12 protein-coding genes are annotated in these 15,661 nt (G+C 48.8%); 8 read left to right on the forward strand and 4 right to left on the reverse strand.

Annotated features, from left to right (window positions below; translation table 11 throughout):
• Positions 1-175 precede the first annotated feature (175 nt).
• A complete protein-coding gene (gene efp, locus Q4488_RS16760) occupies positions 176-739 on the reverse strand; it encodes an elongation factor P (RefSeq protein WP_303581636.1) in 564 nt (187 codons plus the stop codon).
• Positions 740-849: 110 nt separating this feature from the next.
• Here efp and epmB point away from each other — a divergent pair, with 110 nt between their 5' ends.
• Both epmB and Q4488_RS16770 read left to right on the forward strand, forming a co-directional pair.
• Positions 850-1,860, forward strand: coding sequence for an EF-P beta-lysylation protein EpmB (gene epmB / locus Q4488_RS16765; protein WP_303581637.1), 1,011 nt, complete (start codon positions 850-852; stop codon positions 1,858-1,860).
• 4 nt (positions 1,861-1,864) lie between these two features.
• Positions 1,865-2,680 carry a glucosaminidase domain-containing protein gene (locus tag Q4488_RS16770; RefSeq protein WP_303581638.1) on the forward strand — a complete coding sequence of 272 codons (816 nt, stop codon included), beginning with the start codon at positions 1,865-1,867 and terminating at the stop codon, positions 2,678-2,680.
• 90 nt (positions 2,681-2,770) lie between these two features.
• Here Q4488_RS16770 and Q4488_RS16775 read toward each other — a convergent pair whose 3' ends face one another.
• The gene (locus tag Q4488_RS16775; RefSeq protein WP_303581639.1) at positions 2,771-6,070 is read right to left on the reverse strand and encodes an EAL domain-containing protein; all 3,300 of its coding nucleotides are present in this window, start codon (positions 6,068-6,070) and stop codon (positions 2,771-2,773) included.
• A 579-nt stretch (positions 6,071-6,649) separates the two neighbouring features.
• Entirely contained in the window at positions 6,650-6,967 is a 318-nt protein-coding gene (locus tag Q4488_RS16780; protein ID WP_303581640.1) for a DUF1820 family protein, read from the reverse strand.
• A gap of 159 nt (positions 6,968-7,126) precedes the next feature.
• Between Q4488_RS16780 and miaB the strand changes: the two genes are divergently transcribed.
• From miaB to lnt, 5 genes are all read left to right on the forward strand, one after another.
• A complete protein-coding gene (miaB, locus tag Q4488_RS16785) occupies positions 7,127-8,494 on the forward strand; it encodes a tRNA (N6-isopentenyl adenosine(37)-C2)-methylthiotransferase MiaB (protein ID WP_303581641.1) in 1,368 nt (455 codons plus the stop codon).
• A gap of 76 nt (positions 8,495-8,570) precedes the next feature.
• Complete coding sequence (locus Q4488_RS16790) at positions 8,571-9,584, forward strand: PhoH family protein (protein WP_303581642.1); 1,014 nt, start codon at positions 8,571-8,573, stop codon at positions 9,582-9,584.
• Positions 9,581-10,039: an rRNA maturation RNase YbeY gene (ybeY, locus tag Q4488_RS16795; RefSeq protein WP_303581643.1), complete on the forward strand. Its 459-nt coding sequence runs from the start codon at positions 9,581-9,583 to the stop codon at positions 10,037-10,039. Before Q4488_RS16790 ends, ybeY begins: the two co-directional genes overlap by 4 nt.
• A gap of 28 nt (positions 10,040-10,067) precedes the next feature.
• Positions 10,068-10,928, forward strand: coding sequence for an HlyC/CorC family transporter (locus Q4488_RS16800; RefSeq protein ID WP_303581644.1), 861 nt, complete (start codon positions 10,068-10,070; stop codon positions 10,926-10,928).
• Positions 10,925-12,445 carry an apolipoprotein N-acyltransferase gene (gene lnt / locus Q4488_RS16805; protein WP_303581645.1) on the forward strand — a complete coding sequence of 507 codons (1,521 nt, stop codon included), beginning with the start codon at positions 10,925-10,927 and terminating at the stop codon, positions 12,443-12,445. Before Q4488_RS16800 ends, lnt begins: the two co-directional genes overlap by 4 nt.
• Here lnt and Q4488_RS16810 read toward each other — a convergent pair.
• Positions 12,401-12,943 (reverse strand): metalloendopeptidase, encoded by a 543-nt coding sequence (locus Q4488_RS16810; protein ID WP_303581646.1) that lies wholly within the window; start codon positions 12,941-12,943, stop codon positions 12,401-12,403. The two genes, lnt and Q4488_RS16810, sit on opposite strands and share 45 nt — an antisense overlap.
• A 125-nt stretch (positions 12,944-13,068) precedes the next feature.
• Here Q4488_RS16810 and leuS point away from each other — a divergent pair, with 125 nt between their 5' ends.
• Positions 13,069-15,657 (forward strand): leucine--tRNA ligase, encoded by a 2,589-nt coding sequence (leuS, locus tag Q4488_RS16815; protein ID WP_303581647.1) that lies wholly within the window; start codon positions 13,069-13,071, stop codon positions 15,655-15,657.
• Positions 15,658-15,661 lie beyond the last annotated feature (4 nt).

A 15,661-nucleotide genomic window follows, 5' to 3' on the forward strand; every position in this document is an offset into this window, starting at 1 on the left:
GCCTGTACATCGCCGCTCCTGCGCATCCATGCGCCCGCGGCATACGCCCACCTAAGAGAGCCTGTACATCGCCGCTCCTGCGCATCCATGCGCCCGCGGCATACCGCACATCCTGTGCATAAAAACGGCAGCCGAGGCTGCCATGGATTATCGAGGTTAAACGCGTCGCTCAGTCTTATGCGCGAGAAACGTACTCACCGCTACGCGTATCGATTTTTAAAACATCACCCTGTTCAATAAACAGTGGCACCCGAACAACGGCACCCGATTGCAGCTTGGCGGGTTTCGAGCCACCTTGTGCGGTATCACCCTTCAGACCTGGATCCGTTTCCACCACTTCCAGTTCAACGAAGTTAGGCGGGGTAATCGAAATAGGGTTGTTATCCCACAATGTCACCAAGCACTTATCTTGCTCTTTTAGCCACAGGTGCGCATCACCAATCGCCGTTTTATCCGCCGCAACCTGTTCATAACTTTGCGGATCCATGAAGTGCCACATCTCGCCATCGCTGTACAGATATTCCATATCGGTATCCATCACATCAGCGCCTTCCGCCGTTTCGTTAGATTTAAACGTGCGCTCCCAAGTGCGACCGGTGATCAGGTTTTTCAGTTTAACGCGGGTGAACGCTTGCCCCTTACCTGGTTTAACGAATTCCACATCGACCATTGAACAAGGGTCACCCTCGATCATCACTTTAAGGCCATTTTTAAACTGGTTAGATGGGTAATTTGCCATATTGATCTCGAAATAGATTAGACTCAGGTGAACTGTTGCCACCGCAAAATTGACACACATTCTACTTGAAAGGAGAATGCGAGCAAATTTTCCAGCGAAATTAATCCAATATGCACTCACCCATTCAGTTACCCGAGACCTGGCAAACACTGCTAAGTCAGACAATCGAAAGCCCGGAAGCGCTGATTCGTTATCTCCAACTCCCCGAAACCATCCTCCAAGACGCTCATCGCGCCAGTGCTGAATTTACTATGCGTATCCCCCGTCCTTGGCTGGATCGTATTGAAAAAGGCAATCTCGATGACCCATTATTACGACAAGTATTACCGCTAGGAGAAGAACTAAATGAGGTTGCAGGATTTACTCAGGATCCTCTCGAAGAGCTGCATAGCAATCCGGTGGATGGCTTAATCCACAAATATAAGGGCCGCGTACTGATCATACTGACCGGCGCCTGTGCGATTAATTGCCGCTACTGTTTTCGCCGTCATTTTCCCTATGCAGAAAACCGTCTTGGGCCGGCTCAATGGCAAAACATCATTGATTATATTAGCGCCGACAAGAGTATTACTGAGGTCATCTTTTCCGGCGGAGACCCCTTGGTATCCAGTGATGCGCGTATAAAGCAGCTTATCGCAGATCTTGAACAAATACCTCACTTAACCCGCTTACGCATTCACAGTCGACTCCCAGTGGTACTGCCACAGCGTGTCACGGCCAGCTTAACATCAATACTGCAGCAAACCCGTCTTAACGTGGTGACGGTGATACACAGCAACCATCCGCAAGAACTCGATGATCAGGTCGCCACCGCCATACATCATTTACGTCAGGCCAACGTGACTGTCTTAAACCAAGCCGTTCTTCTGCGAGGTGTTAATGATAGTAGCGACATCCTCGCAGCGCTTAGCGAAAAGCTATTTAATATCGGTGTGTTACCCTACTACCTGTTTACCTTTGATCCCGTTAAAGGCGCCGCTCACTTTGATGTTCCCGATACAGAAGCCAAACAATTGATGCGTCAATTACAGGATCGACTGCCCGGATACTTAGTGCCTAGGCTGGCGCGTGAGATTCCCGGACGTGGGGCCAAAACGTTGTTATTTATTGATCAGGATTAAACCGATGATATCTCGCAAAATCGCATCCAACCCGTTGCAAGCCGCCTTATTACTCTTCGTGGCATTGATGTTTGCTCTAGGCACACTGATACAAATCAGCGATCAACATGACATCAACCCCATCAACGTTGATTATCGGCCGTTAAATAGCGCCGCCGATATTGTTCAGTTAACCAATCCGACCCAAGCCGTGGCTTACACCTCGGTTGTCTCCTTGGCTAAACTGCCTATCGCGGATAAAAAACAACGTTTTGTCGCCCTCCTATTGCCCGCTATTTTGATCAGTAAACAGCGACTACAACAGCAACGCTTGAAACTCGAAAAAATTCTCGAGAGCAACCGTCCCAGTAGCCTCGATCAGGCTTGGCTTGATGCGCTCATGGGACAATACGATGCCGAATCACCGGCTCAACTACAACGACGTATGATCAACTTACCCAACAGCATGGTACTCGCACAAGCGGCCATTGAAACGGGCTGGGGCAGTTCTCGCTTTTTTGTGCAGGCGAATAATGTCTTCGGAATCTGGTCATTTGATCCCTCAGAAAAACGGATAATGGCGAGTCAACGCAGAGACGGTAAGGCTATCTATGTCAAACGCTATGATTCATTACTCGGCGCGATAGACGACTACTTTCTAACACTCGGACGAGGCAACGCCTACTCGGAGTTACGTCAAGCCGCCCTTAAAAGTCAGGATAGCTTGAAGCTTATACGCCACCTGCATCGCTACAGCGAATTGGGAGAGGATTATATTCAGCGCTTGGCCGCGTTAATTCGACATAACCATTTAAAGCAGTACGATAATTATCAGCTGTAAAGGCATTAAACTCATTGTTCAATAAACCCCTTGCCACGTCAGTCGGCCATCGCCCGACACCTCGTGTGAACCCTCATGTTAGCCTCGTTATTAGATTCGCTTTGACTCATACTCATCGCAAACTTGCTGTAACAGCTTATCTAAGGGTTCCGGCAGGCCCAATCCATACCCCTGTCCATAATCGACACCGATAGCGCGAATCATTTCGCAGATTTCATCGTTTTCAACAAATTCAGCAATCGTGGTTTTATGCATCACATGACCAATATCGTTGATCGATTTGACCATCGCCTGATCGAGCTCATCATCAAGAATACCTTTAACAAACATGCCATCGACCTTAAGGTTATCCACTGGCAGGTTTTTCAAATACGCAAATGAAGACAAGCCACTACCAAAATCATCGAGTGAAAACTGACATCCATAGGCTTTTAAGGCATTAATAAACCGCTGAGCTTCCACCAAATTCGCAATGGCGGCGGTCTCAGTAATTTCAAATTTAACTTTATATGGCAATAAAGTAGAGCTTTCTAAATGACTAATAATAGCCTCTTTAATGCACGGGTCACCTAAACTACCGCCGGACAGATTAATCGCACAACAACCAAAAGATTGACTAAACTGGGCAAAGTTTTTGTTTAACCATGCAAAAGCATGACTCACGACCCATTCATCAATTCGGCCGGCCAGCTGATAGCGTTCAGCCGCGGGAAGGAACGCGCCTGGCGGAATAACATGGCCCTCTCGATCGATCATTCGCAGCAAAATTTCGATATCCGGTTTCAGATGCTCATTTTGTAAAGGCACGATGAGTTGCCCATAGAGCATAAATCGATCTTCTTCGAGGGCGGCATTGATCTCAGAAACCCAATGCATCTCACCTTCTCGCTGCGCCAGCATTTCGTTACCCTGGGTATAAAGATGGACTCGATTACGGCCAGCATCTTTCGCGGTATAGCATGCGGAGTCTGCCTGTTTCAGCACTTCAGTTAAGTTAGCAGAGTGTTCATTGATCGCAACGACCCCCACACTCACGCCGATATTGAACGACTGCTGTTCCCAACAAAACTTAAAGGCAGCGATCGAATCTCGGACATTCTCCGCCACGGCCTGCGCTTTGTTGAGCGGACAATCGAGTAATAAAATACCAAATTCATCCCCCCCAAGACGAGCGAGGGTATCATTAGCGCGAACCTGACTCTGAAGAATTGAAGCGATCTGTCGCAACAGTTCATCACCTGCCACATGACCACAGGTATCATTCACTACTTTAAACTGATCAAGATCGAGAAAACAAAAACTGTGCTGACAACCGGGAGTACGCTGATGCTGAAACACGGACTGTAAACGCATCTCAAATTCACGCCGATTAATCAGTCCCGTCAACTGATCATGGCTGGCGTGATAACTCATCTGTTCTGAAATCAGACGGTTTTCAGTGACATCCAATAGGGTCACGACATAATTAGTCAGCTCGCCATTTAAATCATAGATCGGCGCTATATTGACCTGCGCCCAATAGAGCACATTGTGCTTCTTCCGATTACCGATCTCGCCGCCCCAGTTGGGTTGATGGCTCAAATCAGGCCAAATATCCCGATACGATATGGCACCCGGCTGCTCAAAATAGAGCATATTGATATTCTGACCAACAACGTCCTCAAGACTAAATCCGGTTTCCTCGGTAAATCGAGGGCTTGAATACTCAATTTCACCATCCGGCAGTGTAATCAAGACCATATTAGGACTAAACTCTACCGCTTTAGAGACTTTCAGTAGTTGCTGCTCGGTTCGCCGACGCTCCTCAACCTCATATTGTAGCGATGCGGTTTTCTCTTTGACCTGCTGACCAATACGCAGTGTCGTTCCAGTGAGAGATAATAGCCAACCGCCCAACAGTGCCGTAAATAACATCCCGCCTAGCAAAATAATCGAGCTACTCCACTGAGTAAAGTGATGTAAGAAGGCGGGCGTAGCACTATATTTAAAGAGATACACTCGCCCTCCCATAAGATATTCACGACTCCAGGTCAGCTGTTCTGCAGCCACCGGCGATGATGAGCCGGATGGGTAGATCTGCACCGAGCCATCGGTAATATCAAATAACTCAATCTCCATTAGTACTGCCTGACGCGCTCGGTCTTGCAACACTGAGGCAATAAAATCGCCCATACGATAGACCGCGGCCACCACCCCTTCGCCAGAGAGTCCATTCTCTAGACCCGAGTGTTCAACATACAGGTATTCAACAACGCCCCATTGCGTTGCTGATTCCTGAATCAACCGAATCGGCGCCGTAGCGGCCGAGCCACCCAGTTTCCGTGCTCTTTCCACCGCCGTTAGTGCAAGCGGATTACTGGCGATATCAAACGCAAATGCTCGCTCATTTTCAGCGAAGGGCTCGATATAGCTGATAGGATAATAGAAATCTCTATCACCTGCGGGAATTAGCGTATCGTTTTCACTGCGTTCTAGAATATTGATCGGCGCGTCGAAGGAGCGCTCATAGTGCGAACGTTCCGCTTTAAGGATGCGCGGCGTCCACTCCAACGCTTGCAGTTCGGGGTAACGTTGCAATATATGTAACGCAAAGCGAGAGAAGCCTTCCTTATCGATATAATTATTGCTTAAGAATAGGCTGCGCAAAGAAAACAGCACTTCTCGACCGCCTTCAAGCCGCCCTTCTATATTCGAATGTAATTGCTCCGCCTGTTGAGTAAATTTCAGTCTCCGTTCCTGCAACTCATACTGTTTAGTAATCGTAAACAAAACCGTGACAGCTAACAACAACCCCGCCATCGGTAACACAATGGTCCACTTGCGTGAATGCAGTGAACTCTCACGATTAGCAAAAAGCGCCAATAAAACCGGGGCAATAACAATCGCACCGATGCTGTCACCCACAAACCAAGTGAGCCAGCTAACGAAAAAATGTTCGCTCCCTATTACGCCAAAAACAAGTAACGTTATATTGGCTAACAAGCTGGAAAAGACGGAGGCTAACGGGCCAATAATCAATAAAAAGAGCGTAATATGCTTATCATCGATCAACGTTGGTACACCACCTAAAAAGCGGTGTACCAGCCAGGCAGCAAACGCCGCTTCCAATAATGCAGCGCTACTGAGTAGTGACATCAACGTGATTGAACGTAACAGCGTCCAACCACTCGTGGTATCCAACCAGTTGCTGGCATAAAAAATCATCAGCGCGACACCTAGGCCAAAGCAAACACGATAGCCACGTAGCAAAATCGCGGCAATGGATACCCCGGCGGCAGGCCATACTGCAGAAGCATCACTAGGAGGTATCGACAACAAATCTTCCGCTAGATATGCCAATAACAGGTAAGCAACACCCGGCAAAATATGGGTGAAGAACAGATTCGTCACGCGTTCATATGGTCTTACGATAGGGGGTGACTGTAACAACATATCTAAACAGTATTCTCTTTTAAGTACGCCACGAAATAAAAAACTATACCAACCACGTTGAACTCGATACGGCCACGAAGGTGAAACTAAAACGGTTTAAAACGAAACAGCTAACTGTAATATAACGTTTAATTAGCAGGTTTTCAGGTTAAATATAGCCTTAGCTTTGAATTTAACGCACAACATCGATTCAATAATAAGAATCTCAAATCATAAGATAGGCAACCCTATTAAAAAAATAGGCCGATAAGATAGAGCCGCTAGCCGTCACAGCAACAAACGCTGCATAAAAAGAACAGGGGGCATCGATAGATCGATCGGTACAGTCACAGCCATCATCTATGGCATATTTTATAAGCTAGATAGACACTATGAGAGGGTGTTTTACGCTAAGGAGGGGCTAATTAGGCACTCGCGGGTAAAGCAGTAATGACAGCCAACCGAAGGGAGATGCTGACTGCGCATCACCATCGCCCCGATGAGCATGAAGAGACTAGGCGATCAATCAAGTCATCGCCCAAGCTAACGCGAGTGAGTTTATGAGTTTCTCGGAGGCATCACTGGGAAAGGTGTCACGGTGCCTTTGACTTCGGTGATTTTTGCTGGACCTTCATGCTTGACTTCATCGATACGAATGACCGCTTGCATCGGAATATAGCTGCGTTCGACATCTTCGAACTGTTTTTTGAGCTTTTCTTCAGTGGGATCAACAACCATGGCACTCTGACTACCAAAAATGATGTTTTCTATTTCAAGAAAGCCCCAAAGATCACTTTGGTAGACATTATGTGCATAGATCTCATAGATGTCGTTCTGATTCAGAAATTTTATTCGGTAAATCGGGTCACTTGCCATGTTTATCACACTCAACAAAAAAGTTAACAGCGCTTTATTATGGGGGCGGTTTAGCTGATTACAAGGCATTAACGGAACGGTTAAAAACTATGCAGGTGGTTTGCCATAAAGTATAATTCCCGCCCTCTTAATTTCTCTAGATTGTAAAACAGGTGTGCCATGGCCAAAAAGCTATTCATTAAAACCCACGGTTGTCAGATGAACGAGTATGATTCATCAAGGATGGCCGACTTATTGGGTGAAAGCCATGAACTCGAGTTAACCGAGAATCAGGAAGAAGCCGATGTGCTGCTACTGAACACCTGTTCGATTCGAGAAAAGGCTCAAGAAAAAGTCTTTCATCAACTGGGCCGCTGGCGCAAGCTGAAAGCCAAGAACCCCGAGCTGAAAATCGGCGTCGGTGGTTGTGTTGCGTCGCAGGAAGGCGATGCCATTCTGAAGCGCGCGCCCTATGTCGATATGATCTTCGGGCCACAAACCCTTCATCGCCTGCCAGAGATGATCGATATCACTAACGCTGGCACGCATAAAAAAGGCATTGTCGATATTAGTTTCCCTGAAATTGAGAAATTCGATCACCTCCCCGCGCCTCGGGTAGAAGGTGCCGAAGCCTTTGTATCAATCATGGAAGGCTGCAGTAAATACTGTACTTTCTGCGTGGTGCCTTACACTCGCGGCGAGGAAGTGAGTCGGCCGCTGGATGATATTATTGCCGAAACGGTCGAGCTTTCTGAGCAAGGTGTACGCGAAGTGCACCTGCTGGGACAAAATGTTAACGCTTACCGAGGTAACACTCATGATGGCGACACGGCCGATCTCGCGGAATTGATTCGCATGATAGCCGCTATCGATGGTATTGATCGCATCCGTTTTACCACCTCGCATCCGGTCGAGTTTACCGATAGTCTCGTGCAGGTTTACCGTGAAGTACCCGAGCTGGTCAGCTTTTTACATCTGCCCGTGCAAAGCGGTTCCGACCGTATACTCATGGCGATGAAGCGTGGTCATATGGCGCTGGAATATAAATCGTTGATTCGCAAAATTCGTGCGGCTCGTCCCGATATCACGCTGTCATCCGACTTTATAATTGGTTTCCCCGGCGAGACCGATGCCGATTTTGAAGCCACGATGAACCTCATCGCTGAGGTTGGTTTTGATAACTCTTACAGCTTTATCTATAGTCGCCGCCCAGGAACGCCAGCCGCTGATCTGCCCGATGATGTTTCTGAGGACACCAAAAAACAGCGGCTGAGTCTGTTACAAAACCGTATCACTCAGCAGGCGCTACAAATTAGTCGGCGTATGCTTGATTCCGTGCAACGCATTCTCGTCACGGATTACTCGCGTAAAGACCCCGGTATGTTACAGGGTCGTACCGAGAATAATCGTGTGGTTAACTTTCGCTGCGATAACCCCGATCTTATCGGTCACTTCGCCGATGTCCGTATCGCCGAAGTGTATACCAACTCCCTGTTGGGTGAGTTAGTCGGTTCAGAGCTCGACGGTACACTGCAATCCGCCAGCTAAATCGGCTTGGCGACTCGCCGCAGTTGCCAAGCCTAGCGCCGATAAACTTAACGCCTCTCAATCGAAGGATTCATTCTTGAATACAGTGCAAACCATCCAGCTCACGTTAGCGCCGGATAATACTCAGTCACTCGCTAATCTTTGCGGTCAACTCGATGAACACCTGCGCCTGATTGAACAACGACTAGGCATAGAGATCAGCAACCGAGGCAATCAATTCAAGTTAGCGGGCCAATCCAATGTCGCCCGTGCAGGCGCCAAGCTTCTTGAACAGCTATATGAAGATGCGTTACAGGGAGAGCAGATCACGCCCGATCAGATTCATCTACTGCTGCAACAATCCGGTGTTGAACAGCTATCGGGGAATGCATCCGATGCGCCGGTTTATCAAGCCGATATTGCGATTCAAACCCGCAAAACCCTGATCCGCCCTCGTGGCCCGAATCAGCAAAGTTATGTCCGCACGATTTTGACACACGATATAAATTTCGGTATCGGCCCCGCCGGTACCGGCAAAACCTACCTCGCCGTTGCCTGTGCCTGTGAAGCCTTAGAGCGCGAAGAGGTAAGTCGTATTCTGTTGGTGCGTCCAGCCGTCGAAGCCGGTGAGAAGCTGGGCTTTCTACCCGGCGACCTAAGCCAAAAAGTCGATCCTTATCTGCGTCCACTCTATGATGCACTGTACGAAATGTTAGGTATCGAACGGGTCGGGAAACTGATCGAACGCAATATCATCGAGGTCGCACCACTCGCTTATATGCGTGGCCGTACGCTTAATGGTTCATTCGTTATTCTCGATGAAAGTCAGAATACCACCCGCGAGCAGATGAAGATGTTTCTCACCCGCATCGGCTTTGGCTCGACCGCCGTGATCACCGGCGATACCACACAGATAGATCTTCCCAAAGGGGTTCGCTCTGGCCTGATTCACGCCAGCGAAGTACTTAAAGAGGTCAAAGGCATCGGTTTTACTCGGTTTACCGCCAAAGATGTCGTGCGTCATCCGTTGGTCGGTCATATTGTCGAAGCCTATGATCACTATGAACAGCAACACGATGTCCAGTCGGGCAATCAACAGGGAAACCGATGAGCTACTTCGTTGACCGTCAATGTCAAATTACCGATGCAAACCTTCCCAGTGAAGCTCAGCTCACCGAGTGGGTCGGTGCGACACTCAAAGGGCGCTTAGCGGCTGCCGAACTATCGATTCGAATTGTCGATGCCGCCGAGAGTCAGGCACTCAATCATCAATATCGCGGCAAAGACCGTTCAACGAATGTGCTATCCTTCCCGTTCGAGATGCCAGACGGTATTGAACTCGATTTATTGGGTGACTTGGTGATTTGCGCAGAGGTCGTTGCACAGGAAGCACAGCAACAAAATAAGCCGCTAATGAATCATTGGTGTCATATGGTGGTACATGGAGTCTTGCATCTACTCGGCTTCGACCATATAAATAACGATGAAGCCGAAGAAATGGAACAGCTAGAACGGGAAATTCTGGCGAGTTTAGATATTTCCGACCCTTATTTATTAACAGAATAAGCCTGACACCTAGAACACGGAGCACCAAATGAGCGAAGAGCGATCGGGACATAGCCAGCATAAATCCTGGCTGGGCAAGCTCTCTCAGATATTTTCTGATGAACCGAAAACCCGGGAAGATCTGTTGGCCGATCTAAAAGATGCCACCGATGAAAACGTTCTGGATCAGGAAGCCTTTAGCATCATAGAAGGCGCCATGCAGGTGGCTGATCAGCAGGTGCGGGATGTCATGATCCCGCGCTCGCAGATGATCGTCGTTGAGGCGGATCAAACCCCGAAAGAGTTTTTACCCGTCATTATCTCTTCCGCTCACTCCCGCTTTCCCGTGATTGGTGAAAACCCAGACGATATTCTCGGGGTATTACTCGCTAAAGACCTGTTGCCGCTCATCCTGGATGAAAATCATCTGGAAAACTTCGATATTCGACAATATGTACGTAAAGCCACCTTTATTCCTGAAAGCAAGCGCCTAAACGTACTGCTTAAGGAGTTTCGCGCCACGCGTAACCATATGGCGATTGTGGTCGATGAATATGCCGGCGTCTCCGGTGTCATCACCATCGAAGATGTACTCGAACAAATTGTCGGGCAAATTGAAGATGAACACGATGTCGAAGATGATGATGGCAATATCAAACCCTTCGACGATAACGGCTATATCGTCAAAGCACTGACCCCCATTGAAGATTTTAACGAGTTCTTCGATATCGGTATGCCGGATGATGATTTTGACACCATCGGAGGTCTCGTCACTCAGAAATTTGGTCACCTTCCCCGTAAAGATGAAACCGTTGAGATTGATGCCTTTACCTTTAAGGTGTTGAGTGCCGATAATCGCCGCATCCGCCTACTTCAGGTGGTGCGCTCAGAAACAATTAATCCATCATGAGTTATCGCACCCCGTTTGTCTTTTGGCGAGCACTGCTTAGTACTTTCGCTGGCGCGTTGGCTCCCTTATCGCTAGCGCCGTTTGATTACTGGTACATGGGTGCGATCTCGGTTGCGCTACTATTTAGCCTCTTGCATCACTGCACGCCCCGCGCTGGCGGCTGGCTCGGCTGGTGTTACGGGCTTGGTTTTTTCGGCACGGGTGTATCCTGGGTGTTTGTCAGCATCCACGAATATGGTAATGCATCGAATTTACTCGCTGGCGCCATGACCGCTTTGTTTGTTGCGGCATTAGCGATACTCTTCGCCATTCAACTATGGCTCTATACCAAACTCTTTCGTAATCTGATTGGCTTTTGCGCCCTGTGGGTACTGTTTGAGTGGCTGCGCAGCTGGCTGTTTACTGGTTTTCCTTGGCTCTATCTTGGCTACGGCCTCATCGATACACCGCTAGCGATATTCGCACCGCTGGGTGGCGTGTGGCTGCTGAGTCTTTATATTGCCCTCAGTAGCACCCTTCTCGTCACCTTTTGCAAACGTTTTAAGCATCCCCTGCAAGCCGCAACCATCCTCATGGTAGTGAGCCTTCCTTGGATTGCCGTGCAACAAAAGCAGATCCCGAATGACTGGACAACCCCTGTTGGCGAGCCTCTCAAGGTCATGGCGGTACAAGCGAATATTGCGCAACAACTAAAATGGCGACCTAGCGAACTCCAATCGATTTTACAAACCTACGTCGACCTAAGTCAGGATAGCGATCAAGTTGATCTGTTAATTTGGCCGGAAACCGCTATTCCTAGCTTTTATCGCACCGCTAAAGTGATGCTCAGTCCGCTGACAAGCTACTTAGACAATAACAATACCGCACTGATCAGTGGCATTCCAACGCTCTATCTTGATCCGGAAGCAGCGAAAGGTCGACGCTATACCAACAGCCTGACACTCTTCGCCGGTGGCAGTGGCAGCTATGATAAGCAACGCTTAGTCCCCTTCGGTGAATATGTGCCCTTGGAGCATCAGCTACGTGGAATAATTGATTTCTTTGATCTTCCCATGTCTGAATTTAGTCTGGGAGCCCCCAATCAACCCTTACTGCAAGCGGCAGGCAGCCATATAGCGCCCTTTATCTGTTATGAGATCGCTTATCCAGAGCTGGTAAGACAGCAGAGTTTACACAGTGATCTATTACTAACCGTCAGTAATGACACTTGGTTTGGTCACTCAATCGCGCCGGCGCAGCACTTACAAATCGCCCGCATGAGAGCGTTAGAAAACGGTCGCTGGATAATTCGCGCGACCAATAACGGCATTAGCGCCCTTATCAGCCCCGATGGCGGCATTAGCGCCACCATCCCTCAATATGAACAAGCGGTATTAACCGGTGAAGTGCAGCGTATGCAGGGTCTCACGCCTTATCAGGCGTGGGGAATAAAACCGCTAATGAGCATTATCGGTTTACTGTTACTGATCGGACTATTCATCGCCCCACGGAGCCGATTGACGCGTAAAGGTCTCTGAACCACATTGAGGGCACGCCTCTAAGCGGCTGGTTGCGGTATGCACTACCGATTCACCACAGGCCACACAGGAAAACGTGCCTGGCGCAGCAATGTCGCCCGCCGCGTATTGATCATCGCCCTCGGCTAACCGTTGTTGCAACTCAGTGATACCGATACGCGTGCGATCGGCTAGATCCATCAGTTGAGTTGCCACCGTTTGTTCCAGAAAATCGAGATCGAAGTTCAACCACGCAGCAACGCCTTCACCGGTTTCATGGGCATAATAACCCAGCTGTTTCAAATCTCGCTTGAGGTAAGCGCTGAGCAGATCCATCTCATCGCGAGTCATATCTTCAGCCGCTAGCTCTAATGCCACCGCCGCTTCAATTTTTTCCTGTAAATAATCCCAAGACCAATGCTCTGCTGATGCTATATCCTGACGTAAACGATCGAGAACCCGATCATATTGCTCACTCAAGCCTTTCACGTCATGCTCATTATCACCCTTGTTACTCATATCACTCTCCAAAGCCGAGTTAAAACTATATGTAGCATTGCATATATTGTATCCTATGCAACACACTTGAAACTATCCTTTGACCGGCACCCCATAATAGCCGGTTTTTTATCATCAGAGTCAAAATGAACGAACAATATAATCCGCAGCATATTGAGCCTGAAGTCCAGAAACACTGGGTCGACAACGAAAGCTTCAAAGCCACTGAAGACCCGTCAAAAGAGAAGTTCTACTGTCTCTCCATGTTTCCCTACCCGAGTGGTCGGCTACACATGGGGCACGTCCGTAACTACACCATTGGCGATGTCGTTTCACGTTACCAGCGCATGCAGGGCAAAAATGTCCTTCAACCGATGGGCTGGGATGCGTTCGGACTGCCTGCGGAAAATGCGGCTCTGAAAAACAATGTTCCACCCGCTGGCTGGACCTACGAAAACATTGATTACATGCGCACTCAGCTCAACCTCATGGGGTTTGGCTACGATTGGAGTCGCGAGATTGCCACCTGCCATCCCTCTTACTATCGCTGGGAACAATGGTTTTTCACGCAGTTGATGAAAAAGGGCTTAGTCTATAAAAAAGACTCTGAAGTCAACTGGGATCCGGTTGATCAAACGGTTTTGGCTAACGAACAGGTTATCGATGGACGCGGCTGGCGTTCTGGCGCGCCGGTAGAGCGTAAGAAGATTCCTCAGTGGTTCCTGAAAATCACCGATTATGCCGATGAGTTGCTCGATGATCTCGATAAACTCGATGAATGGCCAGAACAGGTTCGCACCATGCAGCGTAACTGGATTGGCCGTTCTAAAGGGGTCGATCTGAGCTTCCATGTCGAAGGCTTTGGTGAACTCGATGTCTTTACTACCCGCCCCGATACTCTCATGGGCGTCACCTATGTCGCCGTCGCACCGAGTCATCCGTTGGTTAAACAAGCCGCCGCCGATAACGCTGAACTGGTAGCCTTTGTCGATGAATGCAAAAACATGAAAGTGGCCGAAGCCGATATGGCCACCATGGAGAAAAAAGGCTTTGCCTTGGGCATTGAGGCGACACACCCTCTCACCGGTGACAAAGTACCAGTTTGGACCGCTAATTTCGTGTTGATGGACTACGGCTCCGGTGCCGTCATGTCGGTTCCCGCACACGATCAGCGGGATTATGAGTTTGCCAAAAAGTATAACCTACCGATCAAACAGGTTATCCGCCCAGCAGACAAGCGCGAGATTGATCTCGATAAAGAAGCCTTTACCGACAAAGGTATGCTGATTAACTCTGGTGACTTTGATGAGCTCGAATTCGATGTTGCCTTTAAGGCCATCGCTTCCGAGCTACAGAGTAAAGGCAAGGGTAAAACCACCATTAACTATCGTCTGCGTGATTGGGGCGTCTCTCGTCAACGTTATTGGGGCACACCGATTCCCGTTATCAACTGTGATACTTGTGGCGCAGTGCCCGTCCCTGAAGATCAACTGCCGGTCGTCTTACCCGTTGATGTCACCTTCGATGGCGTTGGCTCGCCGATCAAGAAAATGGATAGCTTCAAGCAAACCACCTGTCCTAGCTGTGGTGGTGAAGCCGAACGGGAAACCGATACCTTTGATACCTTTATGGAGTCATCGTGGTATTACGCCCGTTATGCCTGCCGTAATGCCGATACTATGTTGGATCCTGATGCCGCCAATTATTGGCTACCGGTGAATCAATATATCGGCGGTATCGAGCACGCGATTCTGCACCTGCTTTACTCTCGCTTCTTCCATAAACTGATGCGCGATGAAGGGCTGGTCAGTTCTGATGAGCCAATCGAACGGCTATTATGTCAAGGCATGGTACTGGCAGACACCTACTACCGTGATGACGAAAATGGCGGCAAAACCTGGATTTCGCCAGCCGATGTGAAAGTTGAGCGAGACGAGAAAGGTCGCGTCACGCAGGCCGTACATATCACCGATGGCGAAACGGTTGAATCTGCCGGTATGGGCAAAATGTCCAAGTCGAAAAACAACGGTATTGATCCTCAGGTTATGATCGATAAATACGGTGCCGATACGGTGCGTTTATTTATGATGTTTGCGGCTCCCCCAGAGCAATCCCTGGAATGGTCTGATTCCGGTGTCGAAGGTGCTCATCGGTTCCTACGCCGTCTATGGAAACTCGTATTCGATCATCTACAGACGCCCGGTGATATCGTCGCACTGCAACCGGATGCCTTAAATGATCGGCAGAAAGAGCTGCGCCGTAAAACCCATGAAACCATCAAAAAAGTATCTGATGATATCGAGCGTCGTCAGACGTTTAATACCGCGATCGCTGCCGTTATGGAACTCAGCAACGCGATCAGTCGTTTTGTCGATGCTAGTGAGCAAGGTCGAGCCGTAGTGCGCGAAGCGCTCAGCGCCGCTGTGCAGCTATTGGCGCCTATCGTGCCGCACATTACTCATCAGCTTTGGTCAGATCTCGGTAATACTGATAATTTATTGGCCGCGCCTTGGCCCATCGTTGATGAAGCCGCATTGACCTTAGCCAATGTACAGATGGTCATTCAGGTCAACGGTAAAGTCCGTGGTAAAATAACCCTGCCGGCTGACTCCGATGAGGGCGTGGTATTACACACGGCACTCGCGGATGAGGGTGTGCAACGCCATATCGACGGTAAAACAATCCGCAAACAGATTGTGGTGCCCAATAAACTCGTCAATATCGTGGTAGGTTAAGGGA

The sequence above is a fragment of the Amphritea sp. 1_MG-2023 genome, assembly GCF_030547545.1.
Taxonomy (GTDB): Bacteria; Pseudomonadota; Gammaproteobacteria; order Pseudomonadales; family Balneatricaceae; genus Amphritea.

Coding starts and splice junctions, on each gene's coding strand:
- Q4488_RS16810 (WP_303581646.1), bottom strand. CDS start 12,943: ATGAGTAACAAGGGTGATAATGAGCATGACGTGAAAGGCTTGAGTGAG.
- lnt (WP_303581645.1), top strand. CDS start 10,925: ATGAGTTATCGCACCCCGTTTGTCTTTTGGCGAGCACTGCTTAGTACT.
- epmB (WP_303581637.1), top strand. CDS start 850: ATGCACTCACCCATTCAGTTACCCGAGACCTGGCAAACACTGCTAAGT.
- leuS (WP_303581647.1), top strand. CDS start 13,069: ATGAACGAACAATATAATCCGCAGCATATTGAGCCTGAAGTCCAGAAA.
- Q4488_RS16780 (WP_303581640.1), bottom strand. CDS start 6,967: ATGGCAAGTGACCCGATTTACCGAATAAAATTTCTGAATCAGAACGAC.
- ybeY (WP_303581643.1), top strand. CDS start 9,581: ATGAGCTACTTCGTTGACCGTCAATGTCAAATTACCGATGCAAACCTT.
- Q4488_RS16770 (WP_303581638.1), top strand. CDS start 1,865: ATGATATCTCGCAAAATCGCATCCAACCCGTTGCAAGCCGCCTTATTA.
- Q4488_RS16800 (WP_303581644.1), top strand. CDS start 10,068: ATGAGCGAAGAGCGATCGGGACATAGCCAGCATAAATCCTGGCTGGGC.
- efp (WP_303581636.1), bottom strand. CDS start 739: ATGGCAAATTACCCATCTAACCAGTTTAAAAATGGCCTTAAAGTGATG.
- miaB (WP_303581641.1), top strand. CDS start 7,127: ATGGCCAAAAAGCTATTCATTAAAACCCACGGTTGTCAGATGAACGAG.